At 57.7% G+C, this 26224-nt stretch carries 19 protein-coding genes; 9 read left to right on the forward strand and 10 right to left on the reverse strand.

The window, feature by feature from the left end; genetic code table 11:
• The first annotated feature begins 10 nt into the window (after window positions 1–10).
• From bcsA to PLU01S_RS20780, 4 genes are read left to right on the forward strand one after another with little or no spacing between them, the layout of a single operon-like run.
• Window positions 11–4384: a UDP-forming cellulose synthase catalytic subunit gene (bcsA, locus tag PLU01S_RS20765; RefSeq protein ID WP_074823599.1), complete on the forward strand. Its 4374-nt coding sequence runs from the start codon at window positions 11–13 to the stop codon at window positions 4382–4384.
• 2 nt (window positions 4385–4386) lie between these two features.
• Window positions 4387–8358 carry a cellulose biosynthesis protein BcsC gene (locus tag PLU01S_RS20770; protein WP_074823600.1) on the forward strand — a complete coding sequence of 1324 codons (3972 nt, stop codon included), beginning with the start codon at window positions 4387–4389 and terminating at the stop codon, window positions 8356–8358.
• Entirely contained in the window at window positions 8358–8819 is a 462-nt protein-coding gene (gene bcsD, locus PLU01S_RS20775; protein WP_074823602.1) for a cellulose biosynthesis protein BcsD, read from the forward strand. Before PLU01S_RS20770 ends, bcsD begins: the two co-directional genes overlap by 1 nt.
• Complete coding sequence (locus PLU01S_RS20780; RefSeq protein ID WP_074823605.1) at window positions 8809–9837, forward strand: family 8 glycosyl hydrolase; 1029 nt, start codon at window positions 8809–8811, stop codon at window positions 9835–9837. The genes bcsD and PLU01S_RS20780 overlap by 11 nt, the downstream gene beginning before the upstream one ends.
• Window positions 9838–9879: 42 nt before the next feature.
• Here the strand turns inward: PLU01S_RS20780 and PLU01S_RS20785 are convergent, their stop codons facing one another.
• From PLU01S_RS20785 to PLU01S_RS20810, 6 genes are all read right to left on the reverse strand, one after another.
• Window positions 9880–11211 carry a deoxyguanosinetriphosphate triphosphohydrolase gene (locus PLU01S_RS20785; protein WP_010795068.1) on the reverse strand — a complete coding sequence of 444 codons (1332 nt, stop codon included), beginning with the start codon at window positions 11209–11211 and terminating at the stop codon, window positions 9880–9882.
• Window positions 11212–11321: 110 nt separating this feature from the next.
• Window positions 11322–12500 (reverse strand): EAL domain-containing protein, encoded by a 1179-nt coding sequence (locus PLU01S_RS20790; protein WP_074823607.1) that lies wholly within the window; start codon window positions 12498–12500, stop codon window positions 11322–11324.
• 134 nt (window positions 12501–12634) lie between these two features.
• Window positions 12635–12988: a hypothetical protein gene (locus PLU01S_RS20795; protein WP_010795066.1), complete on the reverse strand. Its 354-nt coding sequence runs from the start codon at window positions 12986–12988 to the stop codon at window positions 12635–12637.
• Window positions 12985–13380, reverse strand: a complete 396-nt coding sequence (locus tag PLU01S_RS20800) for a phage holin family protein (protein ID WP_010795065.1) — start codon at window positions 13378–13380, stop codon at window positions 12985–12987. The genes PLU01S_RS20795 and PLU01S_RS20800 overlap by 4 nt, the downstream gene beginning before the upstream one ends.
• Before the next feature lie 16 nt (window positions 13381–13396).
• Entirely contained in the window at window positions 13397–13777 is a 381-nt protein-coding gene (locus tag PLU01S_RS20805) for an ElaB/YgaM/YqjD family protein (protein ID WP_019365812.1), read from the reverse strand.
• Between the two features lie 96 nt (window positions 13778–13873).
• Window positions 13874–15829, reverse strand: a complete 1956-nt coding sequence (locus tag PLU01S_RS20810) for a monovalent cation:proton antiporter family protein (protein WP_074823610.1) — start codon at window positions 15827–15829, stop codon at window positions 13874–13876.
• A gap of 195 nt (window positions 15830–16024) precedes the next feature.
• Here PLU01S_RS20810 and PLU01S_RS20815 point away from each other — a divergent pair, with 195 nt between their 5' ends.
• Together PLU01S_RS20815 and PLU01S_RS20820 are read left to right on the forward strand one after the other, a co-directional pair.
• Window positions 16025–16267 carry a glutaredoxin family protein gene (locus PLU01S_RS20815; protein ID WP_074823612.1) on the forward strand — a complete coding sequence of 81 codons (243 nt, stop codon included), beginning with the start codon at window positions 16025–16027 and terminating at the stop codon, window positions 16265–16267.
• A 251-nt stretch (window positions 16268–16518) separates the two neighbouring features.
• Window positions 16519–16779: a DUF3509 domain-containing protein gene (locus PLU01S_RS20820; protein WP_169715110.1), complete on the forward strand. Its 261-nt coding sequence runs from the start codon at window positions 16519–16521 to the stop codon at window positions 16777–16779.
• 157 nt (window positions 16780–16936) lie between these two features.
• On the opposite strand, the gene PLU01S_RS20825 is transcribed toward PLU01S_RS20820, so the two are convergent.
• The 3 genes from PLU01S_RS20825 to PLU01S_RS20835 form a co-directional block, all read right to left on the reverse strand.
• Window positions 16937–17431, reverse strand: coding sequence for a hypothetical protein (locus PLU01S_RS20825; protein WP_139208723.1), 495 nt, complete (start codon window positions 17429–17431; stop codon window positions 16937–16939).
• Between the two features lie 15 nt (window positions 17432–17446).
• The gene (locus tag PLU01S_RS20830; RefSeq protein ID WP_010795059.1) at window positions 17447–17725 is read right to left on the reverse strand and encodes a DUF3509 domain-containing protein; all 279 of its coding nucleotides are present in this window, start codon (window positions 17723–17725) and stop codon (window positions 17447–17449) included.
• Between the two features lie 193 nt (window positions 17726–17918).
• A complete protein-coding gene (locus PLU01S_RS20835) occupies window positions 17919–18590 on the reverse strand; it encodes a haloacid dehalogenase type II (protein ID WP_074823618.1) in 672 nt (223 codons plus the stop codon).
• A gap of 144 nt (window positions 18591–18734) precedes the next feature.
• Here PLU01S_RS20835 and PLU01S_RS20840 point away from each other — a divergent pair, with 144 nt between their 5' ends.
• The 3 genes from PLU01S_RS20840 (at window position 18735) to PLU01S_RS25465 (ending at window position 22522) form a co-directional block, all read left to right on the forward strand.
• On the forward strand, window positions 18735–19694 hold the full coding sequence (locus tag PLU01S_RS20840) for a PfkB family carbohydrate kinase (RefSeq protein ID WP_074823621.1): 960 nt from the start codon (window positions 18735–18737) through the stop codon (window positions 19692–19694).
• Window positions 19687–22098 carry a glycoside hydrolase family 65 protein gene (locus tag PLU01S_RS20845; RefSeq protein ID WP_074823624.1) on the forward strand — a complete coding sequence of 804 codons (2412 nt, stop codon included), beginning with the start codon at window positions 19687–19689 and terminating at the stop codon, window positions 22096–22098. Before PLU01S_RS20840 ends, PLU01S_RS20845 begins: the two co-directional genes overlap by 8 nt.
• A gap of 217 nt (window positions 22099–22315) precedes the next feature.
• Window positions 22316–22522 carry a hypothetical protein gene (locus PLU01S_RS25465; RefSeq protein WP_010795055.1) on the forward strand — a complete coding sequence of 69 codons (207 nt, stop codon included), beginning with the start codon at window positions 22316–22318 and terminating at the stop codon, window positions 22520–22522.
• 230 nt (window positions 22523–22752) lie between these two features.
• Here the strand turns inward: PLU01S_RS25465 and PLU01S_RS20850 are convergent, their stop codons facing one another.
• Entirely contained in the window at window positions 22753–25992 is a 3240-nt protein-coding gene (locus PLU01S_RS20850) for an ATP-binding protein (protein WP_074823627.1), read from the reverse strand.
• Window positions 25993–26224: the final 232 nt, after the last annotated feature.

The raw sequence follows: 26224 nt of genomic DNA on the forward strand, positions 1-26224 counted from the left end.
GGAATCAAGGATGAATTCTGGAGTCGGAAAGCTCGCAGCCAGCGGGCTTGTTGTTCTGGCGTTGCCCATCCTTGCACTGATCATCATGGTGCCGATGAGTATCGAGATGCAGCTGCTGCTGAGCGTGGCTGCCATCCTGTTTACGATGGTGCTCAAGCGCAACCCTTCTTCCCGAATCACTTTGACGCTGGTGGTCATTTCGATCACGCTTTCGACACGCTATCTCTACTGGCGTACCACTGAGACGCTGCATTTCAGCAATGGCGTGGAGTGGGTTCTGGGCATCGGTCTGTACCTGGCCGAGGTCTATGCCTGGATCATCCTGCTGTTGGGCTATTTCCAGAGTGCCTGGCCGCTTGAGCGCAGGCCCAGCCGTCTGCCAGCCGATACCTCGGTGTGGCCAAGCGTGGATGTCTACATTCCGACCTATAACGAGAGCCTGAGCGTAGTACAGGATACGATCCTGGCTGCCCAGAATCTGAATTACCCGGGCGACAAGCTCAGGATCTATGTGCTCGATGATGGTCGTCGACCCGAATTTGGTGCATATGCCGCTGCCGCAGGCGTGGGGTATATCGTTCGGCCGGACAACAATCATGCGAAGGCCGGTAATCTCAACCATGCGATGACCAAGACCCACGGCGACCTGATCTGCATCTTCGACTGCGATCACGTCACGACCCGGGTTTTCCTGCAGGCCACGGTCGGGCAGTTCCTCGATGACCCCAAACTCGCCTTGGTGCAGACGCCACATCACTTCTATTCGCCAGACCCGTTTGCCCGAAACCTCAGTACCCAGGGCAAGGTTCCCAGTGAGGATGAGCTGTTCTATGGCCCGATCCAGAAGGGCAACGACCTGTGGAATGCCACGTTCTTTTGCGGTTCTTGCGCTATCATCCGCCGCAAGGCCTTAGAAGATACGAACGGATTTGCCGTCGAGACCGTAACCGAAGATGCGCATACGGCGCTCAAGCTGCAGCGCAAGGGATGGAACACAGCCTTTATCAGCGTCCCCATGGCGGCAGGCCTTTCAACAGAGCGCCTGGCCTTGCATGTCGGTCAGCGTATGCGCTGGGCGCGAGGCATGACGCAGATCTTCCGGCTGGATAACCCGCTGCTCGGGCGGGGCCTGGCATTGCCTCAGCGGCTCTGCTATCTGAACGCCATGCTGCATTTCCAGTTTGCCCTGCCGCGCTTTGTCTTCCTGACATCGCCACTGGCCTTCCTGCTGCTGGGACAGAACATCATCGCTGCCTCGGCGCAGACCATTTTTGCCTATGCCTTGCCGCATCTGGTGCTGTCGATCCTGACGAATGCCCGTATCCAGGGTAAACACCGCCATTCCTTCTGGGGGGAAATCTACGAGACGGTGCTGGCCTTTCACCTGATCAAGCCCACGCTCTATACGCTGTTCAACCCCAGGAAGGGCAAGTTCAACGTGACGGACAAGGGCGATCTGCTGGACCGGGGCTTCTTCGATTTTCCTGTGGTGAAGCCGCACCTGATTACGGTGGGCTTTTTGTGTGCCGGCATCCTGTTTGGTATTGCCAAGTATTTCTGGATCGAAGCAATTCGGCCGGATCTGTTTACGCTGATGCTCAACATTGGCTGGACAGTCTTCAACATGTTGATCCTGTTGGCGGCCATTGCGGCGGCACTCGAAACCCGGCAGGTACGTCAGACCGTGCGGCTCGCTGTCAATCTGCCGATTCTCATGTACCTGGCCGATGGCCGTGTGGTGCGCAGCGAGTCGGTGGATATTTCCATGGGTGGTGCGCGGCTTCGTTATAAGGGCGGTGAGTTGTCCGCGCCAGTCGAGGAGATCGAGATCCAGTATGGCGAGTCGCCTCTGATCCTGGGCACAGACATGGTCAATGCCCGCGATGGTTATGTGCAGTTGCGTTACAAGCCCCTCTCGATTGCCCAACGCCGCGATTTGGTGGCTATCGTCATGGGGCGGCCAGATGCCTGGCTCAAGACGCACCCGACACAGGAAGATAACCCGCTGCGCTCATTGTGGAATGTGATCCGATCGGGCGCGCTACTGGTCAGGCGGCCGACCAGACGCTCGCCTGGCAACGCAACCAATGCTCGCAAGCCACGGGGATTTGCCAGGGCGCTGATGCCTGCCGCCGCCCTGGTGGTCGTTGCTGTGCTATGCATTATTTCCTTGCCGTCCAAGGCTGATGAGCAGCCCCTTCCGCCGCTTCCGGCCTTGCCGCCACCCGTCAATACAATAACCTCTGCTGGCATGCCTGCTATGCCCGGCAGGGTTGAATCGATCAGCCTTAGCCGGTTGGGCGTGTCCGACGCACTGATGCTGAAGGGGCGGCGAGGGGAGGCGGGCGTAGCTTTTTCCATCAACCGCCAGCAGGTGGTTACAGGCGCGACGCTGCACCTGCGCCTCAGCTATTCCGACAAGCTTTTAACCGGGAGCAGCGTCCTGCAGGTATCGGTCAACGATGAGCTGATTCAGAACATTCCATTGGTACCTGCTACCGCCTCGGGACTGGACGTCGATCTGCCCATCAATCCGCTACTCCTGCTGCCTTATAACCGGTTGAACCTGCGCCTCGATGCGCATTATTCACAGCAATGTGAGAACCCGTTACATCCTGCGCTGTGGGCTAGAATAGACCCTGCCTCCACGTTGGAGCTGGCTCTGGAGCGGCTGCCTATTACGCGCGATCTGGCGCTGCTGCCGGCACCATTTTTCGATGAAGCGGATATGAGCCGCCTGCGCCTGCCTGTAGTACTGCCCGATCAACCTGAAGCGGGTGAGATAGAAGGCGCTGCGATGGTCGCCTCCTGGTTTGGTATGCAGTCCCGCTTTCGTGGCGCTGAATTTCCGGTCAGCTTCAATGAGCTGCCGATGGGGAATGCCGTTCTCATTGGCACGGCACGCGAATCCTTTACAGGTTTGACCCTGCCAGCGATTGAGGGTCCTATGCTGGCCGTGGTCGATAACCCCCGTGATTCCCTGGGCAAGCTCCTGCTGGTGCTGGGGCGTGATGCATCGGAAGTCCGCGTCGCCGCTCAGAATCTGGTACTAAGGTCGGATCGTCTGAAAGGGGAAGCTGCTAATTTAGCGCCGTTTTCGATCCCGGCCCGCCGGCCGTACGATGCGCCGCGCTGGATCTCCAATCAGGTTACCCGCTTCGCTGATCTGGCAAAGCCTGAGGCGCTGACCAGCGACAATCTCTTTCCAGGCGTCATCAAGGTAGGTTTTCGCGCTGCACCCGATAACTTTCTCTGGGAAGGCGACAATGTGCCGATGCGCATACGGTTTCGCTTCCCCGAAGGGGATTGGTACGACGCCGCACGCTCCCGACTGGATGTCTCACTTAACGGGCAATACCTGAGTTCAGTATCGGTGCTCAAGCCGGGCCTGTATGAAAAGGTAAAGTCACTGCTGGGCTACCCCAGCCGCCAGGAAGATGCGGTGATCGAAGTGCCACCGTATCTGATCTATGGCGATAACCAGCTAGGGTTCTACTACAACCAGCAGGTCACCAGCACCGAAGACTGCAACCTTGTGCTGCCGGAGTCAGCGCATAGCTACATCGACGGTGACTCAGTGATTGACCTGAGTGGAGCCAAGCACTTTTCACAGCTGCCCAACCTGTCTTTCTTCGTTGGCGCCGGCTTTCCCTTTACACGTATGGCCGATCTTTCCCAGACGGCGCTCATTCTGCCTCATTCACCCCGCGCCAGTGAGATTGAGGCCTTATTGACGCTGATGGGGCGTTTCGGTGATGCCACGGGCTATCCTGCCCTTAACGCAACCGTGCTCTTGGGAACCACACGTCTGCCTGAAGTCGCGGACCGCGACTGGCTGGTGGTCGGCCAGATCAGTGATCGGCTGGATTTCAAGACGCTGTTCCAGGGCTCGTCCTTCACACTCACCCAGAACCGGCTTCGTATCGAGCCGCTCACGCCAACCGGCATGCTTGAAACAGTATTGCTGGGCGACTGGGATCGCCAGATGGATGCAGCCGACCACACGCTGGCGGGCTATAGGGATTTTCAGGGGTTTGTCAGCCGCCAGTCACCCCTCAACAGCAAGCGCGTCGTTGTGATGGCATTGGCTAGCCAGCCAGAGCGCCTGCCTAATGTAATTACCTATTTGAACAGCCCGGAACACAGCGCCGAGATCAGAGGCGATATCGCCTTATTTGGCCGTGATGGTCAGGTGGAGAGCTTTCGTACCGGGCTGCGCTTTACCTATGGCGAGTTGCCTTGGTTCATGTATGTGCGCTGGCTGTTCAGTGAGCGGCCCCTGGTCCTGATGGGGTTGTTGTTGCTTGCCGCAGTGCTGACGGCATTTGGGCTTCACACATTGCTCAGGCTCCAGGCCCACAAGCGACTGGGCAAAAGGAATTGATCATGCCGAAGTATGCGCTGAAAACCTTATCGGTCGCGGTGCTGTGCGCGCTCAGCGGAATGACCTATGCCAATCTGCCTGATACGGCGATTGCAAATCAGGGGATAGACGTTTTGCTACAGCAAGCCAGCTTTTGGCAGAGCCGCAACCGGCCGGACATGGCTCGTCAGGCGCTCGACCGTGCTCTACAGGTTGACCCGGTATCCGAGGAGGTCCTGTACCGGCAGGCTCAGCTTGCCCTGGGTACTGACAGGGTGGCCTACGAAGGCTGGTTGCAGAAACTCAAACAACTGCACCCGGACAGCGCCCGCATCGAGACCCTGCAAAACCAGGCGCAGGCCAAGACGCTTGATCGCAGCGAGTTGCCGCAAATACGTCAGCTGGCAAGCCAAGGTAAAGCTGACGAGGCTGCCCTGCGCTACAGAACGCTCTTCAACGGCAATCCTCCGCCAGATGACTTGGCGCTTGAGTACTACCAGACGCTTGCAGGCACAAAAAACGGTTGGGTGCAGGGACGCGATGGGTTGGAGCAGCAGGTTCGCCGCAATCCAGCCGACCTCAAGGCGCGTCTGGCGCTTGCCGAGGCGCTGACCTACCGGGACGAGACGCGGCGGGAAGGAATCCATCAGCTGGCCGAACTGTCAGGCTCGGTGCCTGAGGCGCGGCAATCCTGGCGACAGGCGCTGCTGTGGTTGGGTGCGGAATCTTCTGATCAGGCGCTGTATGAGCGCTACGCCCAGATCAATCCGAATGATGCCGAGGTCGTTCAGCACTTCATGACGGTGGTCAACGCTCAGGCCGAGAACGCCCAAGGGCAGGCAAGGGCAGCAGCCTTCAAGGATTTGAACGCAGGTCGGCTCGATGTGGCCGCCCGTAAATTCCAGCAGGCGCTTCAGGAAGATCCACAGGATGCCGAGGCCTGGGGCGGCCTGGGGATCATCCAATTGCGCGCCCAGGATTACGAAGCGGCCAAGCGCAGCCTTGAGCGGGCCAGTCAGCTTGATCCGACGCAACGTGCTCGTTGGGCGGAGGCCATAGGTAATGCCGATTTTTACGGCCAACTCACCGCCGTGCGCGCTTTACGTGACCGGGGCCGCCTGATGGAGGCCGAGCAGCAGGCCCGGGCGCTGGCGCAGGCAACAGGTGAGCAGGGGCGCTCGGGCAAGCTGCTTTATGGCGATATTCTGCTGCGTAATAGCAAAGCAGCCGAGGCGGAAGCCGTTTATAAACCTCTATTGAGCGCGCGCCCGGATGACACTGCCGCGGGGTTGGGGCTGTACAACAGCTATCTCATGCAACAACGCAGTGCCGAGGCGTTGGCGTTACTCAAGGCGCACCCTGCCATGGCCAAACAGGCAGCAGGCAGCCTTGAGCAGGTAGAAGCGCAGGCCTTGAGCGAGCGTGCCCGCAAGGCATCCGTGGCCGGTAATAATGAACAAGCGCTGAAACTCTATGCGCAGGCCCTGGCCATTGCGCCAAACAGTCCCTGGATCCGCCTGGCCTATGCACGGCTGTTGCACGGTTCCGACCCGGTACAGGCCCAGGCGCTTATGGAGCCGGATACGCGCCGCAACGATCCGGAAGCCTTGCACGCCGCCGCCGTATTCGCCATTGAGCAGGTGCGCTGGGAGGATGCCCAGCGCTATATCGAGCGTGTCCCTTTGCCGGCTCGTACCCCGGACATGCTTCAGTTGATCGCGCGCACCGAAATAAACAGCCGTATCGCCCGTGCGCGTCGGATCGTTGCGGGTGGTAATGCAGTCCAGGCGCGCCAGGCGCTGCGTGAACTTTATGATAATGCGCCTTCGGACCTTGGCGGGCGCGGCGCTGTGGCCCAGGCGCTGGTCGATATGGGGCAAACGGCCTGGGCATTGTCGCTGGTCAGGGAATTCCAGCGTGACGATGGCCAGCAGCCTGTTACCCATTATGTGCCTGTCGTTTCAGTGTTGAGTCAGGCCGGTCAAACGACCGAAGCCGATCTGCTGCTGCACCAGCTGGAGCGTCGCGGACGGTTATCGGCAGTGGATGAGGCCAGCCTGGTCGGCTTGCGCCGGGGAATTGCTGTCAATCAGGCGGACTGGATGCGCAAGCGCGGCGACAACGCCGGAGCGTATGACCTGTTAATGGCTGCATTGGCACAGTCGCCGCGGGACCCGGACCTGCTGTTGGCGATGGGACGGCTCTATGATGGCGGACACATGCCCAAGGAGGCGCTGGGTGTGTACGAATACGTACTGGCGCAGACCCCTGCCAACGAAGATGCCGTAAAGGGGGGCGTCAGTGCCGCCCTGGCATTGAACGATCCGGCACGCGCATCGGCCATTCTCAAGAAAGCCGGGCGTACCGACGATGCCACCTCGCTTTACCTCTCAGCCCGGATCGCTCAGGCTCAGGGTAAGACAGACACCGCCATCGAACTTCTGAAAGCGGCTCAGCGCAAGCAACACGGCGTGGTGCCTCAGGCGTCTGGTTCGTCTGCCGAGTTGGCCACCTTGGGGCAAGGCAATCCATTCCGCAAGGAGTATGCGGTGGCTGGCTCGCCTTTGATACTGGCCGATGCAGGCGCTGATTCTGCTGTTCCAGGCTATCTGCACACGCAGCGAGCCTCTTCAGGTCTACCAGCCGATCCATTGATGACCGATATTCAGCGAACCCTGGCGGATCTTCAACAGGCGCGGATGCCCTTCATCCAAGGGGGCATGAACATTCGTGCACGGGATGGCGATACCGGCCTGAGCAGGCTGACTGAGGTCAATGCGCCGTTGACGGTCTCACTGGTGCCGTTCGGTAATACCCGGCTGGAGCTTACCGCCACGCCTGTTTCCATCAGCGCAGGGTCGGTGGAGGGCGACAGCGCCAACCGGTTTGGCTCCGGTAGTCTCTATCGGCAGATGGCGTTCAACTTCGAGCAGAAGGTTACGACGCATTTTCTGGAAAGCGTCAATTACAGCCGAACCAATATGACGGCGGCTGATCGACAGGCCGCTGCGCAAAGTGTGCGTAACGAACTGTTGAGTGCGGACACCGGCAATGCGTTGGGTGGAAAAGGCCGCGCCCTGCTCGAAAGTCTTGTCAATAACCGCGCCAGCGCCGTGATGGCACCTTACGAGCCGGGTTCGCAGTCCGACTCCGGGGTAGCGCTTAGCGCCGCAATCAGGCATGAACAATTCCAGGCAGATGTCGGCACGACCCCGCTCGGGTTTGAGAAGCAAAACCTGGTGGGAGGGTTTAAATGGACGCCCAAGATCGGGGATAACGGCAAGTTGTCCCTGGCCGTCGAACGGCGCGCAGTAACAGACAGCGTCTTGTCCTATGCAGGAGCCAAGGACCCGCTGACGGGCAAGCGCTGGGGTGGCGTCACCAAGACCGGTATAGCGGCTGAGTACAGTTACGACGATGGCGATGTGGGGGCTTACTATGGTGGCGACTACTTTATCTATCGTGGAGAAGGCGTTGCCGATAACCAGGCCCTGGGAGTCCATGCCGGTGCCTACGTTCGCCCCATCCATGAGGCTGACCGTGAGCTCAAGACAGGGATTCACCTCGGCTGGAACAGCTTTGACAAGAATCTGAGCGGCTATACCGTCGGGCATGGCGGGTATTTCAGCCCACAAAATTACGTAGGCGTCTCGTTCCCGATCGAATACACCGCCAAGTACAACGACAAATGGGACATGAAATTCAACGTGGCGCCCGGCTTTCAGGCGTTCAATCAGAAGAGTGAAGACTACTTCCCGACCGACAAGGCCTTGCAGTCGAGCATGGAGTTCCTTGCAGGGCAGGGCTATGTCAGCAGCGCCCGATACAAGGGCAGCAGTGACAGCGGGCTTGCGCTCAATGCGGGCGCTAAACTCGAATATAGCCTGGGCAAGCAGACCAAGGTAGGCGGCGCGCTGAGTTACGATACCTTTGGTGATTACTCCGAAACCACAGGACAACTCTACTTGAAACACAACCTGGAGAACCTGCCGTAATGCAGTCCAAGGATATTGAACAGGCGACGCTTGCCTATTTGTCCACGCGAGAAGAGCGGGGGCGGTGGGGCAGCCTTATTCTGACGCTGATCAACCAGATGTATGAGTCGGCTGGCAGTGCCGATGCGCTGGGTTTTCTGCGACTGGTAGGGGCTCGCCTGGGCGAATCCATGGCGTTAAGCGAGCAGCCTACACTTGAGGCATTGGAGAGGGTTGTCAACGAGCGCTGGAAGGCCATGGATTGGGGCTGGGTACGCTTTGGCGTGCAGGGCAAGGCCATCGAGATCGTGCACGGTGGCTATCCAATACTTGAGTCTTCCGAGCGCTGGACCCGGAGCCTGGCTGCCGTATTGGAGGGTCTGTATGAGTACATATTCCAGGCGCAGGGAGAGGAGCATCGGCTGCAGGTTCGTCTGCTGGAATCGCCCGAAGGCGCGCTGGTGTTTCGCTGTGCAGGTTAGAACATGGCGATGTGCGCTCCTGGCTGTGCTTTGTCTGGCCTCGGCCCTTGCGTCAGGTGAGCCCTTGAGCTGCCAGCAGGGTTGGGACATCTATCAGCAGCGGTTCGTGACGGCGCAAGGACGTGTTACCGATACGGGTAACCAGGGCATCAGCCATTCCGAGGGCCAGGGCTACGCGATGCTGATTGCGGAGGCCAATGGTGATCGCAGGGCGTTTGACCGTCTTTGGAGCTGGACGAAGCAGACCCTGCAGCGTGAGGACCGATTGTTCTCGTGGAGGTACGACCCAAAGGCAAATCCTGCCGTCACCGATCGCAATAATGCATCCGATGGGGACCTGCTTATTGCCTGGGCCTTGCAGCAAGCAGGTGAGCGTTGGCAGAACCCTGCCTATGCAAAGGCTTCGAAACAGATTCGTGACGCCATTGCAGCGCATCTGATCCAGCGCGAGCAGGGCTATACGCTGCTGTTGCCAGGTCTGGAAGGGTTCAAGCGTCCAGACGGAACCGTTATCAACCTGTCGTACTGGATCTTTCCTGCCTTGCAAGCCTTTGCGCGGATCGAACCGGAAGGTCCCTGGACGGCGCTTTTCCAGAGCGGCACGCAATTGCTTCAAGCCGCGCAGTTTGGTGAGGCCAAATTACCATCTGACTGGATCGCCCTGGGAGCTGACGGCACCCTGAAGCCTGCCGAAGGCTGGCCGTCACGCTTTGGATTCGATGCCGTCCGCGTGCCGCTGTATGGCGCCTGGGCAGGACTTGGCAAGCGCGGTGAGTGGCGCGCAGTCAGTACGTTCTGGCACAGCAAGGATCCGGCTTCACCGCCTGCCTGGATCGATCTGGTCTCTGGTGAGGTTGCACCCTATGCGGCCTCCTGGGGAGTGCTGGGTATTCGCGCGCTGCTCGATGGTCAGCCGCAATCCTTGCAGGCGGAAGTGTTGAAGCAGGAGGATTATTATTCCTCGTCCCTGCTGATGCTCAGCCAGATAGCGCAGGGTAACTGCGGCAAGGCTCGCTGAACTCTTCAGCCGCTCGTTTTCATGATCGGCTGAAGAGCATGGTCAAACAGGGCTTGAGCGTCCTGTCATCTCGCGAGCCATTTCGGTGGCGTAGCTGTCCGTCATGCCGGCGATAAAGTCGATTACCCTCATGAACGAGCGGTGCAGCGGCCAGTTCGGGTCCGGCGCGCTGTTGCCTAACAGGTCCAGAATGCGCCGGTGCTTGAAGGATGGCTCACGGCCGCGATGCTGTTCAAGCGCTGCGCCACAAAACGCATTGAGCAGAATTTCAAGCGTGGTATAGGCACCGATTTCATGCAGTGTCTTGCGCTTGTCCTGGAAGATCTTTTCCCGGGCCATGGCTTTGGCGCGCTGCACGCACAGCTTGGCGGGACCATCCATGTGTTCGACCAGATCGTCCTTCAGGGTACCGGCCAGCAGGGCGTCCTGTTGTTCGACAAAGGCGCGTGCCGTGGCATTGGTCAGGTGTTCGATGGCCTTGCCACGCAAGATGGCCAGCTTGCGCCGACGCGAGTCCTGTGGGCCGAGCTGGCGATAGGTTTCGGGCAGATCATCGCCTACGAGGCCCAGCAGCAGGGCTTCCACTTCGGCATAGGTAAGCAGATCCATTTCCAACCCATCTTCCAGGTCGATCAGCGCATAGCAAATGTCATCGGCCGCTTCCATCAGATAGACCAGCGGATGCCGCGCCCAACGCTCCTCGCCAAGCAGAGGAATACCCAATTTGCTGGCAATCTGTTCAAGCAGCGGCAGCTCGCTCTGGTAGCAGCCAAACTTGTGTTTCTTGTAGCCGGGTGCCTCGGCATAGCGGGACGTCCAGGGGTACTTCAAGTAAGTCCCCAATGTGGCATACGTGAGACGTGTACCTCCATCGAACTGGTGGTACTCCAGCTGTGTCAGGACACGAAAGCCTTGGGCATTGCCTTCGAAGTGCAGGAAATCGTCGCGCTCGATGTCGCTCATGTCATCCAGCCAGCCACGGCCGGCCGCTTGGGCGAACCAGTGGCGAATCGCATCTTCCCCCGAGTGTCCGAAAGGAGGATTGCCGATGTCGTGCGCCAGGCACGCTGACTGCACGATTACCCCCAGATCGCTGGGTTCGCACCAGTCCGGCAACTGATGACGCAGGCTTTCGCCTACGCGCATACCGAGCGAGCGGCCTACACAGGCGACTTCAAGACTGTGGGTCAGTCGGGTATGGATATGGTCGTTGCTGCTGACCGGATGCACCTGCGTCTTGCGTCCCAGGCGGCGAAAGGCGCCTGAGAAAATGATACGGTCGTGATCTTTGTGAAACGGGCTGCGGCCCAGTTCGGCGGTGCTGTGCACAGCCTTGCCGAGGCGCTCGCGGGTTAGAAGTGTTTGCCAGTCCAAGGCCTACCTCGCAACAACGGTTTTCGTGTGGCGTACCCTAGCAGGCTTGTGCCTGTAGGCGATACTGGGGCATTGCTTACACGATAGACCGTTCTCGATCAGGCAGGTTTTCAGATCTGAGGCTCCGTCAAAAGCGAGGCGTCAATGTCGATCAGCAGAAGCCGCTGCCCCTGGGCAATGAACTGGCCTGCCGTCATGCAGTACCGGTTAGTGGTAGCGTCCCGGTAGGTGGTGGAGAGATTCAGGCGGCGCTCATCCACGCCCTCGGCAAGCAGGCTGTAGAAGTACGGGCGCCATGACCAGTTGTGGTTCAGGTAGCGACGATTTTCCTGCCAGAACATGCCGTTCCATTCCAGATTCGGGCTTATCTGGGTGCCATGTCGATCGCACTGATACAGGCGCAGCAGCCAGGGCAGGTCGTGGGGAAGGGGAAGTGCGCTGATCATTGACCTGTTTTCTGCCCAGGGACGCACCTCCTGGATAAAACGGGCCAGTTGGTGGCGCAACATCATGAGCCTTGTACGCTCTCGTAGCTTGCGCTGCACATAACGTGTTCGCAAGGCTGCAAAGCGCTCGACATGGGTCCCGGTTGGTTGAAACTGCTCAGCCGCTTGCGCAAAAAGAAAGCCTTGTATGTAGCGAGCGCCACATTCCAGTGCGAAATCAAGCTCTTCGTCCGTCTCAACCCCTTCGGCAATGATCCAGCAGCCAATCTTCTCAGCCATCAGGGCCATGGCTCTGACGACTTCACCACTGGGTCCACCCCTGGCCGCGGCTTGGAACAGGCGCATGTCGAGCTTGAGAATATCCGGTGCCAGGTCCATGACGCGATCCAGCTGTGAATAGCCTGCACCAAAGTCATCAATGGCGATTCTGGCACCGGCGGTACGGTAGCGATGAACCACGTCCAGTAAGCGTTGTTGATTACCTGCCAACTCGGTGATCTCAAACACGATACGCCGAGGGTCAATCCCCTGGCGTTCGACCTGCTTCAGGCTCGGCAATGGGTGATCCGCACGGGCGTGGCTGATCCAGCGGGGGGAAATATTCAAGCTCAGAAACCAGTCTGGTGGCGCGTCGCGGAAGCGGCTCAGGGCATTATCACGGATGTCTCGATCCAACTGGCGCAGGTCTATGGGTGAAACTGTACGGGACGCGAACAGTGGGCCTACCGACTGACAGCTACCGTCTGCCTGACGCAGGCGGCCCAAGGCTTCTACGCCGGCGATCTGTCCGGTTGCGGTATCGATGAAGGGTTGGAAAAAGGCGAGAGGGTATCCTGTGAGCACGGGGTCCTTCCTGCGGATTAGGTCTGCCGTGAGCTGACCTGAGGTTGAAAAGAGGGTCTCTTTTCTCTCGCAAGAATGCGGCCAATATTCGCTAGGATAGAGCAGGCATATGGCGCATCCGTGCGCCAGTATTCCTAAGGGTAAGGGTGATGAGTACCCTGTTGCGCCGCGTGCTGCGCGTGCTGATTATGACGCACGGTCTGGTAACGCTTGACGAAGGGATACACGGCAAGACCTATTCGCGCCAGGCGTCCAATGGGTCCCAGGCGCTTACCAAACAACGATAGAAGCAGCGTCGCACCAATCACCAACGGCCCCTTGGACTGAGTGACCACGTCCTTGGGACGAACCATCTCCTTCAAGGTCCCGAGCGGATTGTGCAAGGGCTCGGCGTTGTAAACGATCTGCTGACGGTACAGCTCCATGCGCAGCCGTACCATTTCCTTACGCTTCTGACGGCCAACAGCCGCCGTTAGAGGTTGGTTCATGGCAGTAGGCGCTCCCGATTACGGGCCAGCTCTTCAAGCGTGGCATGGAACGGAGGATTTCCCTTTATCAAGCTCATGGCCTTCCAGACACACAGCGCCATCGCGACGGCGTAAGCGGCGGAAAGCAGAAGGGTTGCCAGCAAACGGTGAGTATCCCAGAACGCAATGATGACGGCCGCCGATAGCCCCACCAGGACTAGCAAACCGAAAATCAGGCTCAGGCCGGTCAGCAGGAACAGCTTGAAGGTGCGAACCTTCTCTTCCTGAACCTCGATACCCAGCAGCTCGAGGTGACTCTGGACCAGACCGACTGCCGCACCTGCCATCCGCTTCAGGGACGGCTTGGGTACTTCGTCTGGTATTTCATGGGGATTCGGCGGTGTCATGTCCATTCATCCCACTCCTTTATCAGCGACGGGTGAATAACAGGCCTACTACAAAGCCGATACCGGCTGCGATGCCTACGGACTTCAGCGGGTGCTCGATAACGTATTCTTCAGTGGTCTGAACGGCCGCACGGCTTTGATCGTACACGGAAGCCTGCTGGGCTTTCAGGGTTTCGCGGGCGCGGGCCAGGGTATCAGTCAGGCGGCTGCGGGCTTCATCCATCTGCTCGCCCGAAGACGATGTCGAACCTTTGAGCAGGCGCTCGGCATCTGCAATCAGTGCAGAAAACTCGGCAGTAATCGCATTCTGAACATTACGCAGGTTTTCACGGTGAGTCTGCTTTTGAGTGCTGGAATCGGTCTGGTCTTCCTGCGAGGGTGGAAGAACGCTTTCCATCGTCATATCGATACTCCTTGCAAAGATCGTGAAAGATTGAATTTCATTTGCTTCAGCGGGTTCGAACCTGTCTGGGTCGCAAAGGTTCCGTTTGTCGCTCTTTCATGACATACCGGCCAACAAGCGGGCCTCGGCCTGCTCCAACGCCGCGACCGGCCCTTTGAGCAGCACGGTGTCATGGGCTTTAAGAAGTAGCTCCGGCGTGATGATCAGCTCCGCGTCATTACGGCGGATGGTTTCCAGACTAAGTCCCAGCGACTCCAGCTCCAGAGAGTCCAGGGACCGCCCGACCGCATGGGCATTATCGGGAAGATAGATGGCATGCAGCATGATGCGGCTGTTGCGGTGAGCATCCAGCACATCGGCTTGTGCGCCTTGGTAATAACCTTGCAGCAGGCTGTAGCGCTCCCGGCGGATAGTGTCGATACGCTCCTGGACGTGGCGCTCCGATAACCCCAGGAGAAGTAGCGCCTGAGATCCCAGCATCAGGCTTGACTCAAGCAGTTCGGGAACAACGGCACTGGCACCTGCAGCGCGCAGGTTGGCGTTGAGGCTGCTGTCTCGTGTGCGCACCAGGATAGGTAGATCCGCCCGTTGCTGACGTGCCAGGCGAACGATAGCCAGCGCCCGGGACGGGTCGTCTACCGCAACAACCAATAGGCGGGCATGGGCAATGCCTACGGCCTCCAGGAGCTCGGTACGACTGGAGTCTCCATAATGAACGCTTGCCTCGATAGCCACGGCTTCCTGGACTCGAACAGGATCGTTATCCAGCGCTGTGAACGGTATTTTCTCCAGGCTCAGCAGGCGGGCGATCGACTGCCCGACCCGGCCGAAGCCGCAGATGATGACATGCCCGGCGAGACCCTTGCTGGCACTGGCAATGTCCGAGACGGGTGTTGGGCTGACCAGCCCCAATGATCGGGCCAGCCGCGAAGCATTTCGCAGCAGCACAGGCGCAATGGCCATGGAAATGAAAACTGCCGTCAACAGCGCACCGGAGAACATTTCTTCCACCAGTCCTTCCTGCCTGGCCTGCGCTACCAGTGCAAAGCAGAACTCGCTGCCCTGGGCCAGCGCCACGCCCGTGCGCCAGCCGGTGGCGTTATCGCCAAAGCGGTTTCGAACGACCAGTGCCACGATGATTGCCTTCAGGACGACCAGTGCCAGGACCAGGAGCAGTACGAAACCAGGTTGGCGTATGACGACCTGTATATCGATCAGCATGCCGACACTGATAAAGAACAGGCCTAGAAGCACATCTCGGAAAGGCCGCAAATCCGCTTCGACTTGATGCCGATAATGGCTCTCGCCCAGCAGCATCCCCGCCAGAAATGCGCCAAAGCCCATGGAAAGGCCCATCAGGTGCGTGAGCCAGGCGGTGAGCAGGACGATCAGCAATGCCAGCAGCAGAAACAGCTCGGCGGAGCGGGAGCTGCCGATTTCACGAAACAGGGGAGGCAAGAGCCAGCGGCTGGCCGCCAATAGGGTGATGAACAGGACGGCCGTCTTGCCCAAAGTAAGGGGAAGGGCCCAATACCACACGGTATCGGCATGTCCGCTGAATACCGGAATCAGGGTCAAAAGCAGTACCGCGATCACATCCTGAAAAAGCAGGACGCCTATGGTGTTCTGACCATGGGGCGTCAGCACTTCGCCCAAGGTGGAAAGCTCTCGCGTCACGATGGCGGTTGAAGACAGTGACAGTCCAACCCCTAACAACGCTGCAGTTCCGGGCGAGGCGCCCAGCAGATTCAGAAGCAGTGCCAGCGGAATGCTGCATAGCAGAACTTGGAAACTGCCCAACCCGAAGACAACCCGACGCAACGCCAGCATGCGAGGCAGGGAAAATTCCAGGCCTAGCATGAAAAGCAAAAACACGACGCCCATCTCGGCAATCAGGGGAAGAGACTGATCCGGCTGAACCCAGCCCAAGGCATTGGGGCCCAGGACCAGACCTACGAACAGATAGCCCAGCAAGGGCGGCAGTCCGACTCGGCGTATTAGCGAGATGACCACCAGGGACGCCGCCAACAGCAAGAGAAGATCAATGAACACGTAGGCCTCACAGTCCGGTTACATCACTAAGTCGACCACGCAATGAGGGGTTATCTCCCCCCTCGAATACGCCAAGCCTCCGCGGTAATGAGCAAAAGTCTAAACGAGCCAGCGTAAACTCCATTGAGGTATATCAATGCCTGGCTTGCTCAATCCGTACCATACTGAAAGATGTTGCACGTTTAGGAGGTGGCCATGAGCCCGCATTGTCAGTTGTTGGTTACCGCAGCCTGCTACCTCTGTCATGACGCTGAAAGGGTACTGATGCCCTTCGTCGAGCATGGTCTGCTGGTCGAAGCCGTTGACATCGTGGAATTGGATGGAGGCGTGGAGCGGTACGGCATGCGAATTCCGGTACTGCGTCACCTGGAAAGTGGACGAGAGCTGGATTGGCCGTTCAATTGCGAACAGATCGCTACCTTTTTAATGCAGGATTAGGTCAGTGTTATCACTGCTGATAGAGATAGGAAGGGGGGTTATATGGCTCTGCTTCGTCTTTAAATCGCCTATTTTGCCAGTAGATGGCGCATTGATAGTAGCAGGATCGCGACTTCTATTGCATTTTTTCGTGAATTTCAAGTTTTTGTTGTGAACTCTGGCTTCCAAGTCACTGTCTTTCTCATCGCATTCATAAAACGTAAAACTATTTAATGAATGGGGGAATGATGAATAGCGCAACTGAAAAACTGATGACTGCCTTTCCAACTTACGAATGCTCGGTAACTGAGCCTCGTCCTGACGGAAGCGTTGTGTTCTGCGTACAGGATTTGGGCAGCGATGCGCGAGTCACACGTGTGATTTCCGCTCGCCAGCTAAGCGATGACCGCGCGCTGCAAATCGTGATCGACGATATGCGCAAAGACGTCTCGCTTCGCGCGGGGGCGTTGGCACCGCAATCGTTGGCTACCTTGCGAGCCACGGGCGCTACCGTAATGCGTTACGCTGATTGAGGCATAGGCGTCTGTCTATGACAGCGTGTTATTGCGCTTGCTCAATCGACATCCAGCAGGCTTTGCCTGTTGGATGTCATGCGTGTTGATTTAGAACAAAAAACCCGCCACTGGCGGGTGTTGCTGTTGCGCTAAAAAGTAGGGCTGGCCATTGACGCTAGTACTTACACCCCATCAAGCGACAGCCCTTGCAAGGCAGATCTGCAGGGGCTGTCGTTTCCTCCGGACAGGTGTCCGGTTTTTCAAGACCTGTATCCCAGACTGGAAAACCCAGGCCCTGCGCAGTCAACGCGCGTCGTGCTGCCGAGACAGTACCTTTCAGCGAACCGGGTTCGCTGTATTGCACCTGACGAATGCGTGTTGAGCGGTAGGCAACGCGTCCGTAGAGATCAAGCACGCTAAAGGAAAATGTTCCCTGCAGGTCAGTCAGTGTTGGCCACACTTTGAGCGGGGCCAACGCGTCTGCCAGCTCATCACATGCCAACGCATAGCGTGTCGCCATGATCGCGTCGGTAACGACCGTATTTTCTTTGGACGACAGGTTCGCCGCGTCAGCTAGCGGAATTACCGTATTAAAAGAGGAGGGCGCGCCGATCGACTCAGCTTGATCATAAGTCATCGAGACGCCACCAAGGCCGTTGGGTGAAGACATGCAGCTACTACTTACTCAGCGGGAGATCGAATACGTCTTGTAGGGCGACAGGGAGGCCAACAGCTCCGGTACACCACAGCCACTGTCGATCGCCATGCCCAGGCGAATGCCATCGATGACGCGGTCCAGCTTTTTCGGCGTGTGCAGTTGCTCTTTGGTAATCAGACGACGAGCCTTGGTGCCGGTATCGTCCGAAAGGGTCAGCGTGACGCTTCCATCCATGCGCTCAATACGGAAATTGACGCGGTAATCAGCTTCGAAAGCCGCAGCGATAACTTGAAAAGGATTATCCATATGCCTCACCTGATAGCCACACCAACGTTACGGTTTCATTGACATAGGTCAGGTCCGCAAAGTTCTACGTTTTTTTTCTGTCTGCGACAGATGCGCATGGGTATACAGTTTGGCTGTGATCTCTGCCTGCCGTGGAGGCCGCGGCATTAGTCACTGATGGGCTCAGGAATCAGTAACATACAGAAACATCTATTCAGGCTGACTCTAGGGTCAGTATCTGTTCGACGACTGCCGTCAGGTCAGAACCCTGAACTGTAGGTGGCGCCAATGGGCTGGGTACCTGTTGAGCAGTGCGTGAAACCAGAGCGGTCTTGAAGCCTGCGCGTTGGGCGCCGGCGATGTCCCAAGCATGCACGGCAATCAGCCACAGCCGTTTTGGGTCTGTATTCAGGGTTTTGGCAGCCTGGAGATACGCAGGCGCATCCGGCTTCAGGGTCTGAGCATCTTCTGCCGAAAGCACTTCATCAAAATAGCCACGCAGTCCAGCGGCGGATAATTGGGCATCAACCAGCTCGCGTGCATTATTGGACAGGGCGACTATTCGAGCCCCTGACTTGCGCAACTGCTCAAGCGCTGGCTCGACATCGGGGTGCGCTGGCAGCATACGCATGGCGGTTTTAACGTGGTGGCGATCGGCTTCTGACAGCTGAACCTGTTCAAGCTGCGCCAGCATGGTCAGCGCAGCCTGCCCAGCTTCCTCGAATGAAATGCTAGGGCCGGTAATCGTAGCGGTCATGGCGTTCTGCAGCGTCTGGGCAAACCAGGCACTACGCGCTGTGGATGAGCCAAAGGTCTGGAAGAAGACCGAATCCAACCCTGCCAGATCCAGCAGTGTTTCATTGATATCGAACAGGCAACAGGTCATGGGTGTTCCTTACGTATGGGTCTAAGGTGGACAGCCTGTTGTTACACCTGGTTGCGCAATCGATCGGTAAAAACGAGCTTTCAGCGAACCTGAACAATCGGGGCGAGTCCTCCTTAGAGCTCTTTTTCTCATGGGAGAAACGCCTTGACTCGCTCTACATTGCTATCCCTGGGCAGCATTAATGCAGACTTTCAAATGCGGCTCGATGAGGAGCCAGGTAGTACCGAAACCTTGCTCGCCCATGACCACGTGCGCCTTTCGGGAGGCAAAGCGGCCAACGTAGCCTACTTGGGTGCGGTATTCGGATGTACGTCTCGGCTGCTGGGCTGCGTGGGAGACGATGATCTGGCAAGACAAGCCCTGTCGCCTCTGCAGGCTGCAGGGGTCGATATAGGTTCGGTTTGCACGGCGCGCGGAGCGACTACCGGGGTTTCCATCATCATGGTCCCGCCCCAAGGCAAGAAACAGATCGTTTTGGCAACCAACGCCAACGATCAATGGGATGAGGCATCTGCCCAGGCCATGGTTGAGGCGATCAGGCAGACCGCTCCGCCGGCGTTGCTGACAGTGGACTATGAGATACCTGCCTGGGTAGTGCGTAAGGCTGTCGAGGCGGCAGACCAGCGTACCGTTCCTGTCGTAATGGACTTGTCCTTTCCCGACCGCGTTGAAAAGGCATTGCTGAGCAAGGTTCTGGCGGTATCGCCCAATGCCTCCGAAGCCGAGGGAGTCACCGGCATCACGATCGATTCTCCCGAATCGGCCTTGGAAGCGGCTCGAACGCTTCATAAGTGGGGCGTCTCGATTGTGTGCATCAAGCTGGAAGATGGCGGTTGTGTGCTGGCAACCGAGGAGGGCGCAGCGCTTATCCCGGCAGGAGAGGCTGATGTAGTGGACAGCACGGGGGCCGGTGATGCGTTCACAGGCGTTCTGTCGATTGCCCTGCTGGAAGGCCTCGCACCGCTGGAAGCCGCTTTGCGAGGCGTTGCTGCTGCCAACCTGGCGGTAAGAGGATACGGCTCGCAACCTGCCTATCCTTCGCGCGAGGAGGTGGAGCAGCAGGCGGACCGGCTGAGAGCAGGGGTACGCAATCTCCATGAATGATGCGTTCAACACAACTCGCACCGAGATCATATTCAATGAGTACAAGCCCTCGGACGAACGTCGCCGTGAAGCACTTCTGGCACTGGGCAATGGTGTGCTCAGTATGCGGGCCAGTGCACCGGAACTTAGCGCAAGCCGTCTGAGCCAGGGGGACGACCAGCACTACCCTGGTTTTTATCGTGCGGGTTGGTATGACGATGCGCCACGCAGGGTGAATGGGAAGCGCATCGCCATGTCGGCCTTGGTCAACCTGCCTGATCCGTTCGGACTCACGTTCGCGCTGGATGATGACCTGTGGTTCAACCTAGCCTCTGTCAGGCTTCAGCGTTATCGCCAGGTACTTTCACTGGACCGTGGCACGCTGCGGCGCGACATGACTTTCATGATGGGGCCGACGCGTGAAGTGCGGTTGAGCGAGACGCGTCTGGTCAGCATGGCCGACCCTGATCTGTGTGTACTGCGCTGGGAGGTGTACGTACCCGAGGGAGGCTGCATCCGGGTGCGCTCGACGCTCAACGCCGGGGTCAGAAATGCCGGGGTCAAGCGTGATGCAGCCTATGAGGGGCGACGCCTGCAAACCATTGGATTCCATAGCGAAGCTGACGGTGGCGCCGCTGTGTTGGCATCCCTGCATGACCGGTCCCGCGAGGTAGCAGTTGCGGCACATACCCGGCTAAGTATGCCGGCTGGTCCCTGGCAACAGGCCGTGATGGGCGACTGCCTGTGCCTTGAGGCTACCTGTGATCTGCCTGAAGGCAGAACGCTGATCATCGAGAAATATGTAACGGTCAGGGTCGAGGGTGAAATCCCGCGTCATGAGGACAGTGGGAGAACGCTTTCGATTATGCTCGACCAACTCCGTCGGCGCTCCGATTTTGATAGCGTCCTGCAGCGGCACGCCGCCCATTGGCACGGGTTATGGGGCCGCATGGCCATGCAGATGACCGAGCATCATCTCGCCTTGCCCCTGCGCCTGCATCGTTTCCATGTGCTTCAGGCGCTTTCGCCCAACAGTCTTGGTCAGGACATGGGGTGGCCTGCCAGAGGTTGGCAGGAAGGATATTTTGGGCAGATCTTCTGGGATGAGATTTTTGCCATGCCCTTTCTAGCCACTCACTTTCCAGAGCTTGCTCATACGGTAGTGAACTACCGCTATGCCCGCCTCGACATGGCACGGGCGTTGGCGCGCAAGAGCGGGTATCGCGGAGCGATGTTCCCCTGGAGAAGCGGGCGAACCGGAGGGGAGGAAACCCCTCCTTATCAGTGTAATCCATTGTCCCATCACTGGGTGCCCGACCATACCTATCTGCAACGGCACGTGGGTTCAGCCATTGCCTATGATGTCTGGCAGTTGTATCTCGCCACAGGAGATCGCTCCCTGTTGAGCCACAACGGCGGCGAGCTGATTCTGGAAATTGCTCGCTTCTGGGCCAGCATGGTGCGTTTTGATCCAGGACGTGGGCGCTATGTAATCGAAGGCGTTATTGGTCCCGACGAGTATCACAACGCGTATCCCAATACCGATGTGCCGGGGCTCAATAACAATGCCTATACCAATGTCATGGCGTCCTGGGTGTTGGCCCTGGCTCTGGAATTACTTGATCTACTACCTGACGAGGAAGCCGATGCACTTCAACAGCGGCTTGGTGTTACGCCACAGGAGCGAGTGGATTGGGATCGGATCAGCCGTACGCTGTATATCCCTGTGCAGGGAGATGGCGTGATTAGCCAGTTTGAAGGCTTTGACCGGCTGGAATCACCGCCCCCAAAATTTCGTCAAGATGGGCGGCCGCGCCTGGACTGGATGCTGGAGGCTCAAGGTGACAAGACCGATAATTATCAGCTGACCAAGCAAGCCGATGTGCTGATGCTGCTTTACTTGTTTCCGCCCCAGGAATTGGAGCGGCTTTTTGCGCGCTTGGGCTATATCGAGCATTTGGCTGAGATTCGGCGAACGGCTGACTACTACCTGGCACGTATCACGCATGAATCCAGTCTGTCGAAAGTGGTTTGTGCGGGTGCGTTGGCTCGTCTGGATGCGGAGCGCTCCTGGGACTACTTCAGGCAGAGCTTGCGTACCGATCTGGATGCACCTTCTGATAGCGGCATTCAGGAAGGGATTCATTTGGGCGCTATGGCCGGGTCGCTGGATGTCCTGCAGCGGCATTACCTGGGGATAGTGCCCAGTGTGGCCTGTTTACAGGTGATGCCTGCGCCTCCTGCTGCGCTGGACAATGTTTCGTTGGATATCGAGTACAAAGGGGTGCGGCTGATTGTCGCGTTGAAAGACCGGATATTGTCCTTATCTTCTGATCCACGAAACAGCCACGACGCTTGTATCGAGTACTGGGACAACCGGTTCTCCCTGAAACCCGGCCAAGTCATCCATTTGACATGCCGCTAGGTCAAGAATAAGTCGCTACGAGTATCAAGAAGTAGTCTTTTAAACCGATACCTAACGACAAGAATTAACGGTTGCAGTCATTTGACTGGTTGATAACCGCTCGTCAGGTATTTTGCCCCTATTAGTTAGCTTGCTGCCTTTTGATGTGACCGCTGGATATTAAGCTTGCGTCTTCAGGCAGCTGAATCGATTTTTTAATATCTTGTGTGGAGGTAACGTGAGAACTAAAGAAGGTGCATCGAAACGTCGTCGAGAGGGCGTATCGATCATGGAATGGCTGGTTATTGGCGTCCTCTCGGTTTATATCGTATTCAGTCTCACCGTTTTCGCACAGAAGCAGTGGAATTCACTGACCGAAGTGCAAAAAGAGCAGATCATCGAAGATATCAGCCGTGCTGCCCAAGAAACGCCGCTGCTGACCTGATCACGCTTCTTTCGAGCCCTGTGGCTTTTACCGCATAAGAATAAAAGCAAAACTACTTCATAGGATCCTGTTTAGCGGATCAGAGGTATTTATTTGCCTTTGAAAGAGTATTGAACCGTTATTTTAAATGGATTCAATATTTCCATGCGGTTTGCTCAACAATAAAGTATTTCTGAAACCCTCAAGATAGAGCCTGTCTTGAGGGTTTTATTTATACCAATGTACTTATGTCAATTAAGTTTGATAGTTTGCTCGCGGCTTGCAACATTAATAATGACGCTGGCAAGTTGGCTCAAAGTAAACGGCTTGCTCAATACTGTAAGATTGCCCGCAGAGAGCGCAGCTGAGTCCGCATATCCCGTCATCAGCACAATCCTGAGTTCCGGTTTGATGGCCAGACTTTGCTTGCACAGCTCCATGCCTGTCATGCCGGGCATGGCATAGTCGGTCAGAAGCAGGTCTATCCCGTCTCCATCATGTAACTGCTGTATCGCTTCCTGCCCATTTGCCGCCTCGATGTGTTCATAGCCTAGCTCTGATAGCATGGCAGACGTTGAGTGACGTACCTGCGCGTCGTCATCCACCAGCAGAATCCTTAGCGGGATTGGAGAGGAAAGGTCTACGTTGACCGGCTCGCTCATCGCCTGTACCGGCTCTGAAGTACGGGGCAGGTAAAGAGAGATACACGTGCCGTGACCTGGCTGGCTTTGTATTTCAACGTCTCCCCCAAACTGACGAACCGTGCCATAGACCTGGGCCAGGCCCAATCCTGTCCCCTTGCCCTGTGCTTTGGTGGTGAAAAAGGGCTCGAACACGTGGCTGAGCACCTCCTGAGACATGCCCTCAACGGTGTCGGTAAGGCTGATACGTATGAACTCGCCTCGTCCCAGGGAGGCCGGGCGACTATCCGAGGCGCCTATGTTATGTGTCTGAATGGTCAGGCTTCCGCCGCTGGGCATGGCGTCCCGCGCATTCACCGCCAGGTTTACGATAGCCAATTCAAACTGGTCAGAATCGCTTTGCGCGGGCCAGAGGCCTGCTTGAAGGTTCATCACCAGTTCTACGGTGCCGCCAAGGGTGGCGTGCAACAGGGCCTGCATACCTTGTAGGATCGAGTTGAGGTCAACGGGGCGGGCATTGAGTCGCTGCTTACGCGAGAAGGCAAGCAGCTGCGCGGTCAGCCTGGCGCCTCGATTGGCGGCCTGCTGGGCATTTTTCAGCAAGCGACTCGTATGCTCGTCGTGAGTACGCCGCTCCAGCAAATCCAGCGAGGCGATTACGACGGCAAGCAGGTTGTTGAAGTCGTGAGCCACGCCCGCCGTCAGCTGACCGATCGCATCCATCTTTCGCGACTGGGCCAGCTGCTCCTCGGCTTCCTGGCGCAGGTGTGCCAGCTCAAGGGTAGATTGAACCCTGGCCTTGAGCTCCCGGGCGGAAAAGGGTTTGACAAGGTAGTCATCTGCACCGGCTGCCAGCCCATCCACACTGGCCTCTTCACCGGCACGTGCCGAGAGCATAATGATGGGCAGGGTGTTAAGCAGCGGATCTTCCCGTAGCTTGCGTACCAGGCCGAATCCATCCAGTTGGGGCATCATCACGTCGGTCAGTAACAGGTCTGCCCCGTACTGCTGCAGAACCTCAAGCGCGACGGCTCCGTCTGCGACCGCAACAACGTCATGATCAGGCTCAAGCAGGCGCTGAATGTAGGCGCGCATATCCGCGTTGTCATCGGCTAGCACAATACGGGCACGCCGCTTCATGGGATCCCTTGCTGCGACCATCACCGCTCCAGCCGCCTGGGTTTCCAGCCGCGGAGTCACGGGGTCATCAACCAGCCAGCGCAAGGCCTCCTCTACAAACGGTGCCGCTCCAGGGCTTTCGCTCGCACCGGATGCAGCATCCTGAAGCAATTCGTCCGGGAGATGACGGCTGCCAAAGGGAATTCTCAAGGTGAACGTGGTGCCGTGGTTCAGCTCGCTGTTCACGGATACCGAGCCACCATGCAGTGCAACCAGCTCATTCACCAGGGCCAGGCCAATACCTGAACCTTCATAGGAACGGCTCTTGGTGTCCTCGATTCGGTGGAAGCGCTCAAAAAGACGGGGAAGGTGCTCTGCAGCAATGCCGACCCCGGTGTCAGCTACGGTCAGCTGAGCATGGGTATCGGTCGAGCTCAGTTCCAGTCGGATCTGGCCGCTGAACGTAAACTTGAACGCATTGGATAATAGATTGAGGACCACCTTTTCCCACATCTCCCGGTCGACAAAGACGGGCTCGGGGAGGGTGGGGCAGAAGACATCGAAACGAAGACCCGCCCGCTCGATAGCCGAGCGAAAACTGCTCGCCAGATCCGCTGTAAAAGATGCCAGATCCGTAGGCACAAACCGGGCTTGCGAGCGGCCTGCTTCGACACGGGAGAAGTCCAGCAATGTATTGACCAGCCGCAGTAGGCGCAGGGCATTGCGGTGCGCTATGGTCAGCTCACCCCGAACCTCGGGCGTCAGGGTTTGTGTTCCAAGTAGATCCTCAAGCGGACCCAGCATGAGTGTCAGGGGGGTTCTGAACTCATGGGATACGTTGGAGAAGAACTGAGTCTTGGCACGGTCCAGCTCAGCCAGCATCTCGGCTCTCTGCTGTGCCTGTTCATACGCACGGGCATTGCGCAGAGCCGTCGAAACCTGCCCTGCGACCAGTGTGATGAATGTGGCATAGGCATCGTCCAGCGCACGGCTTGGACTGATCCCCACGATCAGGACCCCTAGCGGCTCGGCGTCACTTTCGCCAGCAATCGGCATGATATGCGCCGAATCGACAGGGTCCTGCCAGAGGCCACCATGAAGCCCCAGCGCATCTGAAAGCCCGGTAATGGTTTGGGCTTGCCCAGCCAAGACCTGTTTGAAGGGCCACAGCGGCTCAGTCGCGGTGCTGCCTACAGACACGGTAGAGGGCACATGAGCCCCCGGGTCTATGGGCGTCGCGGCAACCAGATTCAGCGTCTCTTCAGGACCTTTTAGATAAAGCAGTGCAAAAGGCAGATCCAGCGGATCACTGGCCAATGCGGCTCCTATGTCCCTGCCGGTGGTTTCGACACTTCGAATTTCACCGGCCTGTGTGGAGAGATCGCTCAGCAGCTTCAATCGGCGCTCGCCTACAACCTGTAGAGTGACTTCGCTACACACGGCCAGCATGCCGACAATGCTTCCCTCGTCATTTTCGGCTGGTGCATGGGAGACGCTGAAATAGGCTTCTTCGCGGTAGCCTGCGCGGTCCATCAGCAGAGGAAGGGCTGCGGTCCAGTTCGCCTGTCCACTTTCCATGACCCGTTCGATCATAGGACCAAGGGTATCCCAGTTTTCCGCCATGGTAATGCGGATATCCTCGCCCAGCGCTCGGGGATGTTTATCGCCGATCAGCTTGGCGTAGGCATCATTGTAGATCTGCGTAAATGCAGTACCCCAGGTAAGGATCATGGGGTACTGGGACGAAAGAAGGGTACGGACCGTTGAGCGAAGGCTCTGTGGCCAGGTAGATACGGTGCCTAGTGGTGTTTTCGACCAATCAAGATCCCTTGCCAGGGCGCGTATCTCACCAGGGCCGCGAAATAGGGTTAGAGCAGAAGCGTTTTGTGAGGTCATGTGACAGGATAACAGGCGGCTCCCGGATTATCCGGGACACAAAGTGTATTAAGTCCATGCTTCGCCG

The sequence above is a fragment of the Pseudomonas luteola NBRC 103146 genome (assembly GCF_002091675.1).
Classification (GTDB): Bacteria; Pseudomonadota; Gammaproteobacteria; order Pseudomonadales; family Pseudomonadaceae; genus Chryseomonas; species Chryseomonas luteola.

Bases quoted from the DNA above. Each gene is read 5' to 3' on its own strand.
- PLU01S_RS20825 (WP_139208723.1), bottom strand. From the start codon at position 17,431: ATGTCTTCACCCAACGGCCTTGGTGGCGTCTCGATGACTTATGATCAA.
- bcsD (WP_074823602.1), top strand. From the start codon at position 8,358: ATGCAGTCCAAGGATATTGAACAGGCGACGCTTGCCTATTTGTCCACG.
- PLU01S_RS20800 (WP_010795065.1), bottom strand. From the start codon at position 13,380: ATGGACATGACACCGCCGAATCCCCATGAAATACCAGACGAAGTACCC.
- PLU01S_RS20770 (WP_074823600.1), top strand. From the start codon at position 4,387: ATGCCGAAGTATGCGCTGAAAACCTTATCGGTCGCGGTGCTGTGCGCG.
- PLU01S_RS20815 (WP_074823612.1), top strand. From the start codon at position 16,025: ATGAGCCCGCATTGTCAGTTGTTGGTTACCGCAGCCTGCTACCTCTGT.
- PLU01S_RS20845 (WP_074823624.1), top strand. From the start codon at position 19,687: ATGAATGATGCGTTCAACACAACTCGCACCGAGATCATATTCAATGAG.
- PLU01S_RS20795 (WP_010795066.1), bottom strand. From the start codon at position 12,988: ATGAACCAACCTCTAACGGCGGCTGTTGGCCGTCAGAAGCGTAAGGAA.
- PLU01S_RS20850 (WP_074823627.1), bottom strand. From the start codon at position 25,992: ATGATCCTTACCTGGGGTACTGCATTTACGCAGATCTACAATGATGCC.
- PLU01S_RS20820 (WP_169715110.1), top strand. From the start codon at position 16,519: ATGACTGCCTTTCCAACTTACGAATGCTCGGTAACTGAGCCTCGTCCT.
- bcsA (WP_074823599.1), top strand. From the start codon at position 11: ATGAATTCTGGAGTCGGAAAGCTCGCAGCCAGCGGGCTTGTTGTTCTG.
- PLU01S_RS20805 (WP_019365812.1), bottom strand. From the start codon at position 13,777: ATGACGATGGAAAGCGTTCTTCCACCCTCGCAGGAAGACCAGACCGAT.
- PLU01S_RS20830 (WP_010795059.1), bottom strand. From the start codon at position 17,725: ATGGATAATCCTTTTCAAGTTATCGCTGCGGCTTTCGAAGCTGATTAC.
- PLU01S_RS20835 (WP_074823618.1), bottom strand. From the start codon at position 18,590: ATGACCTGTTGCCTGTTCGATATCAATGAAACACTGCTGGATCTGGCA.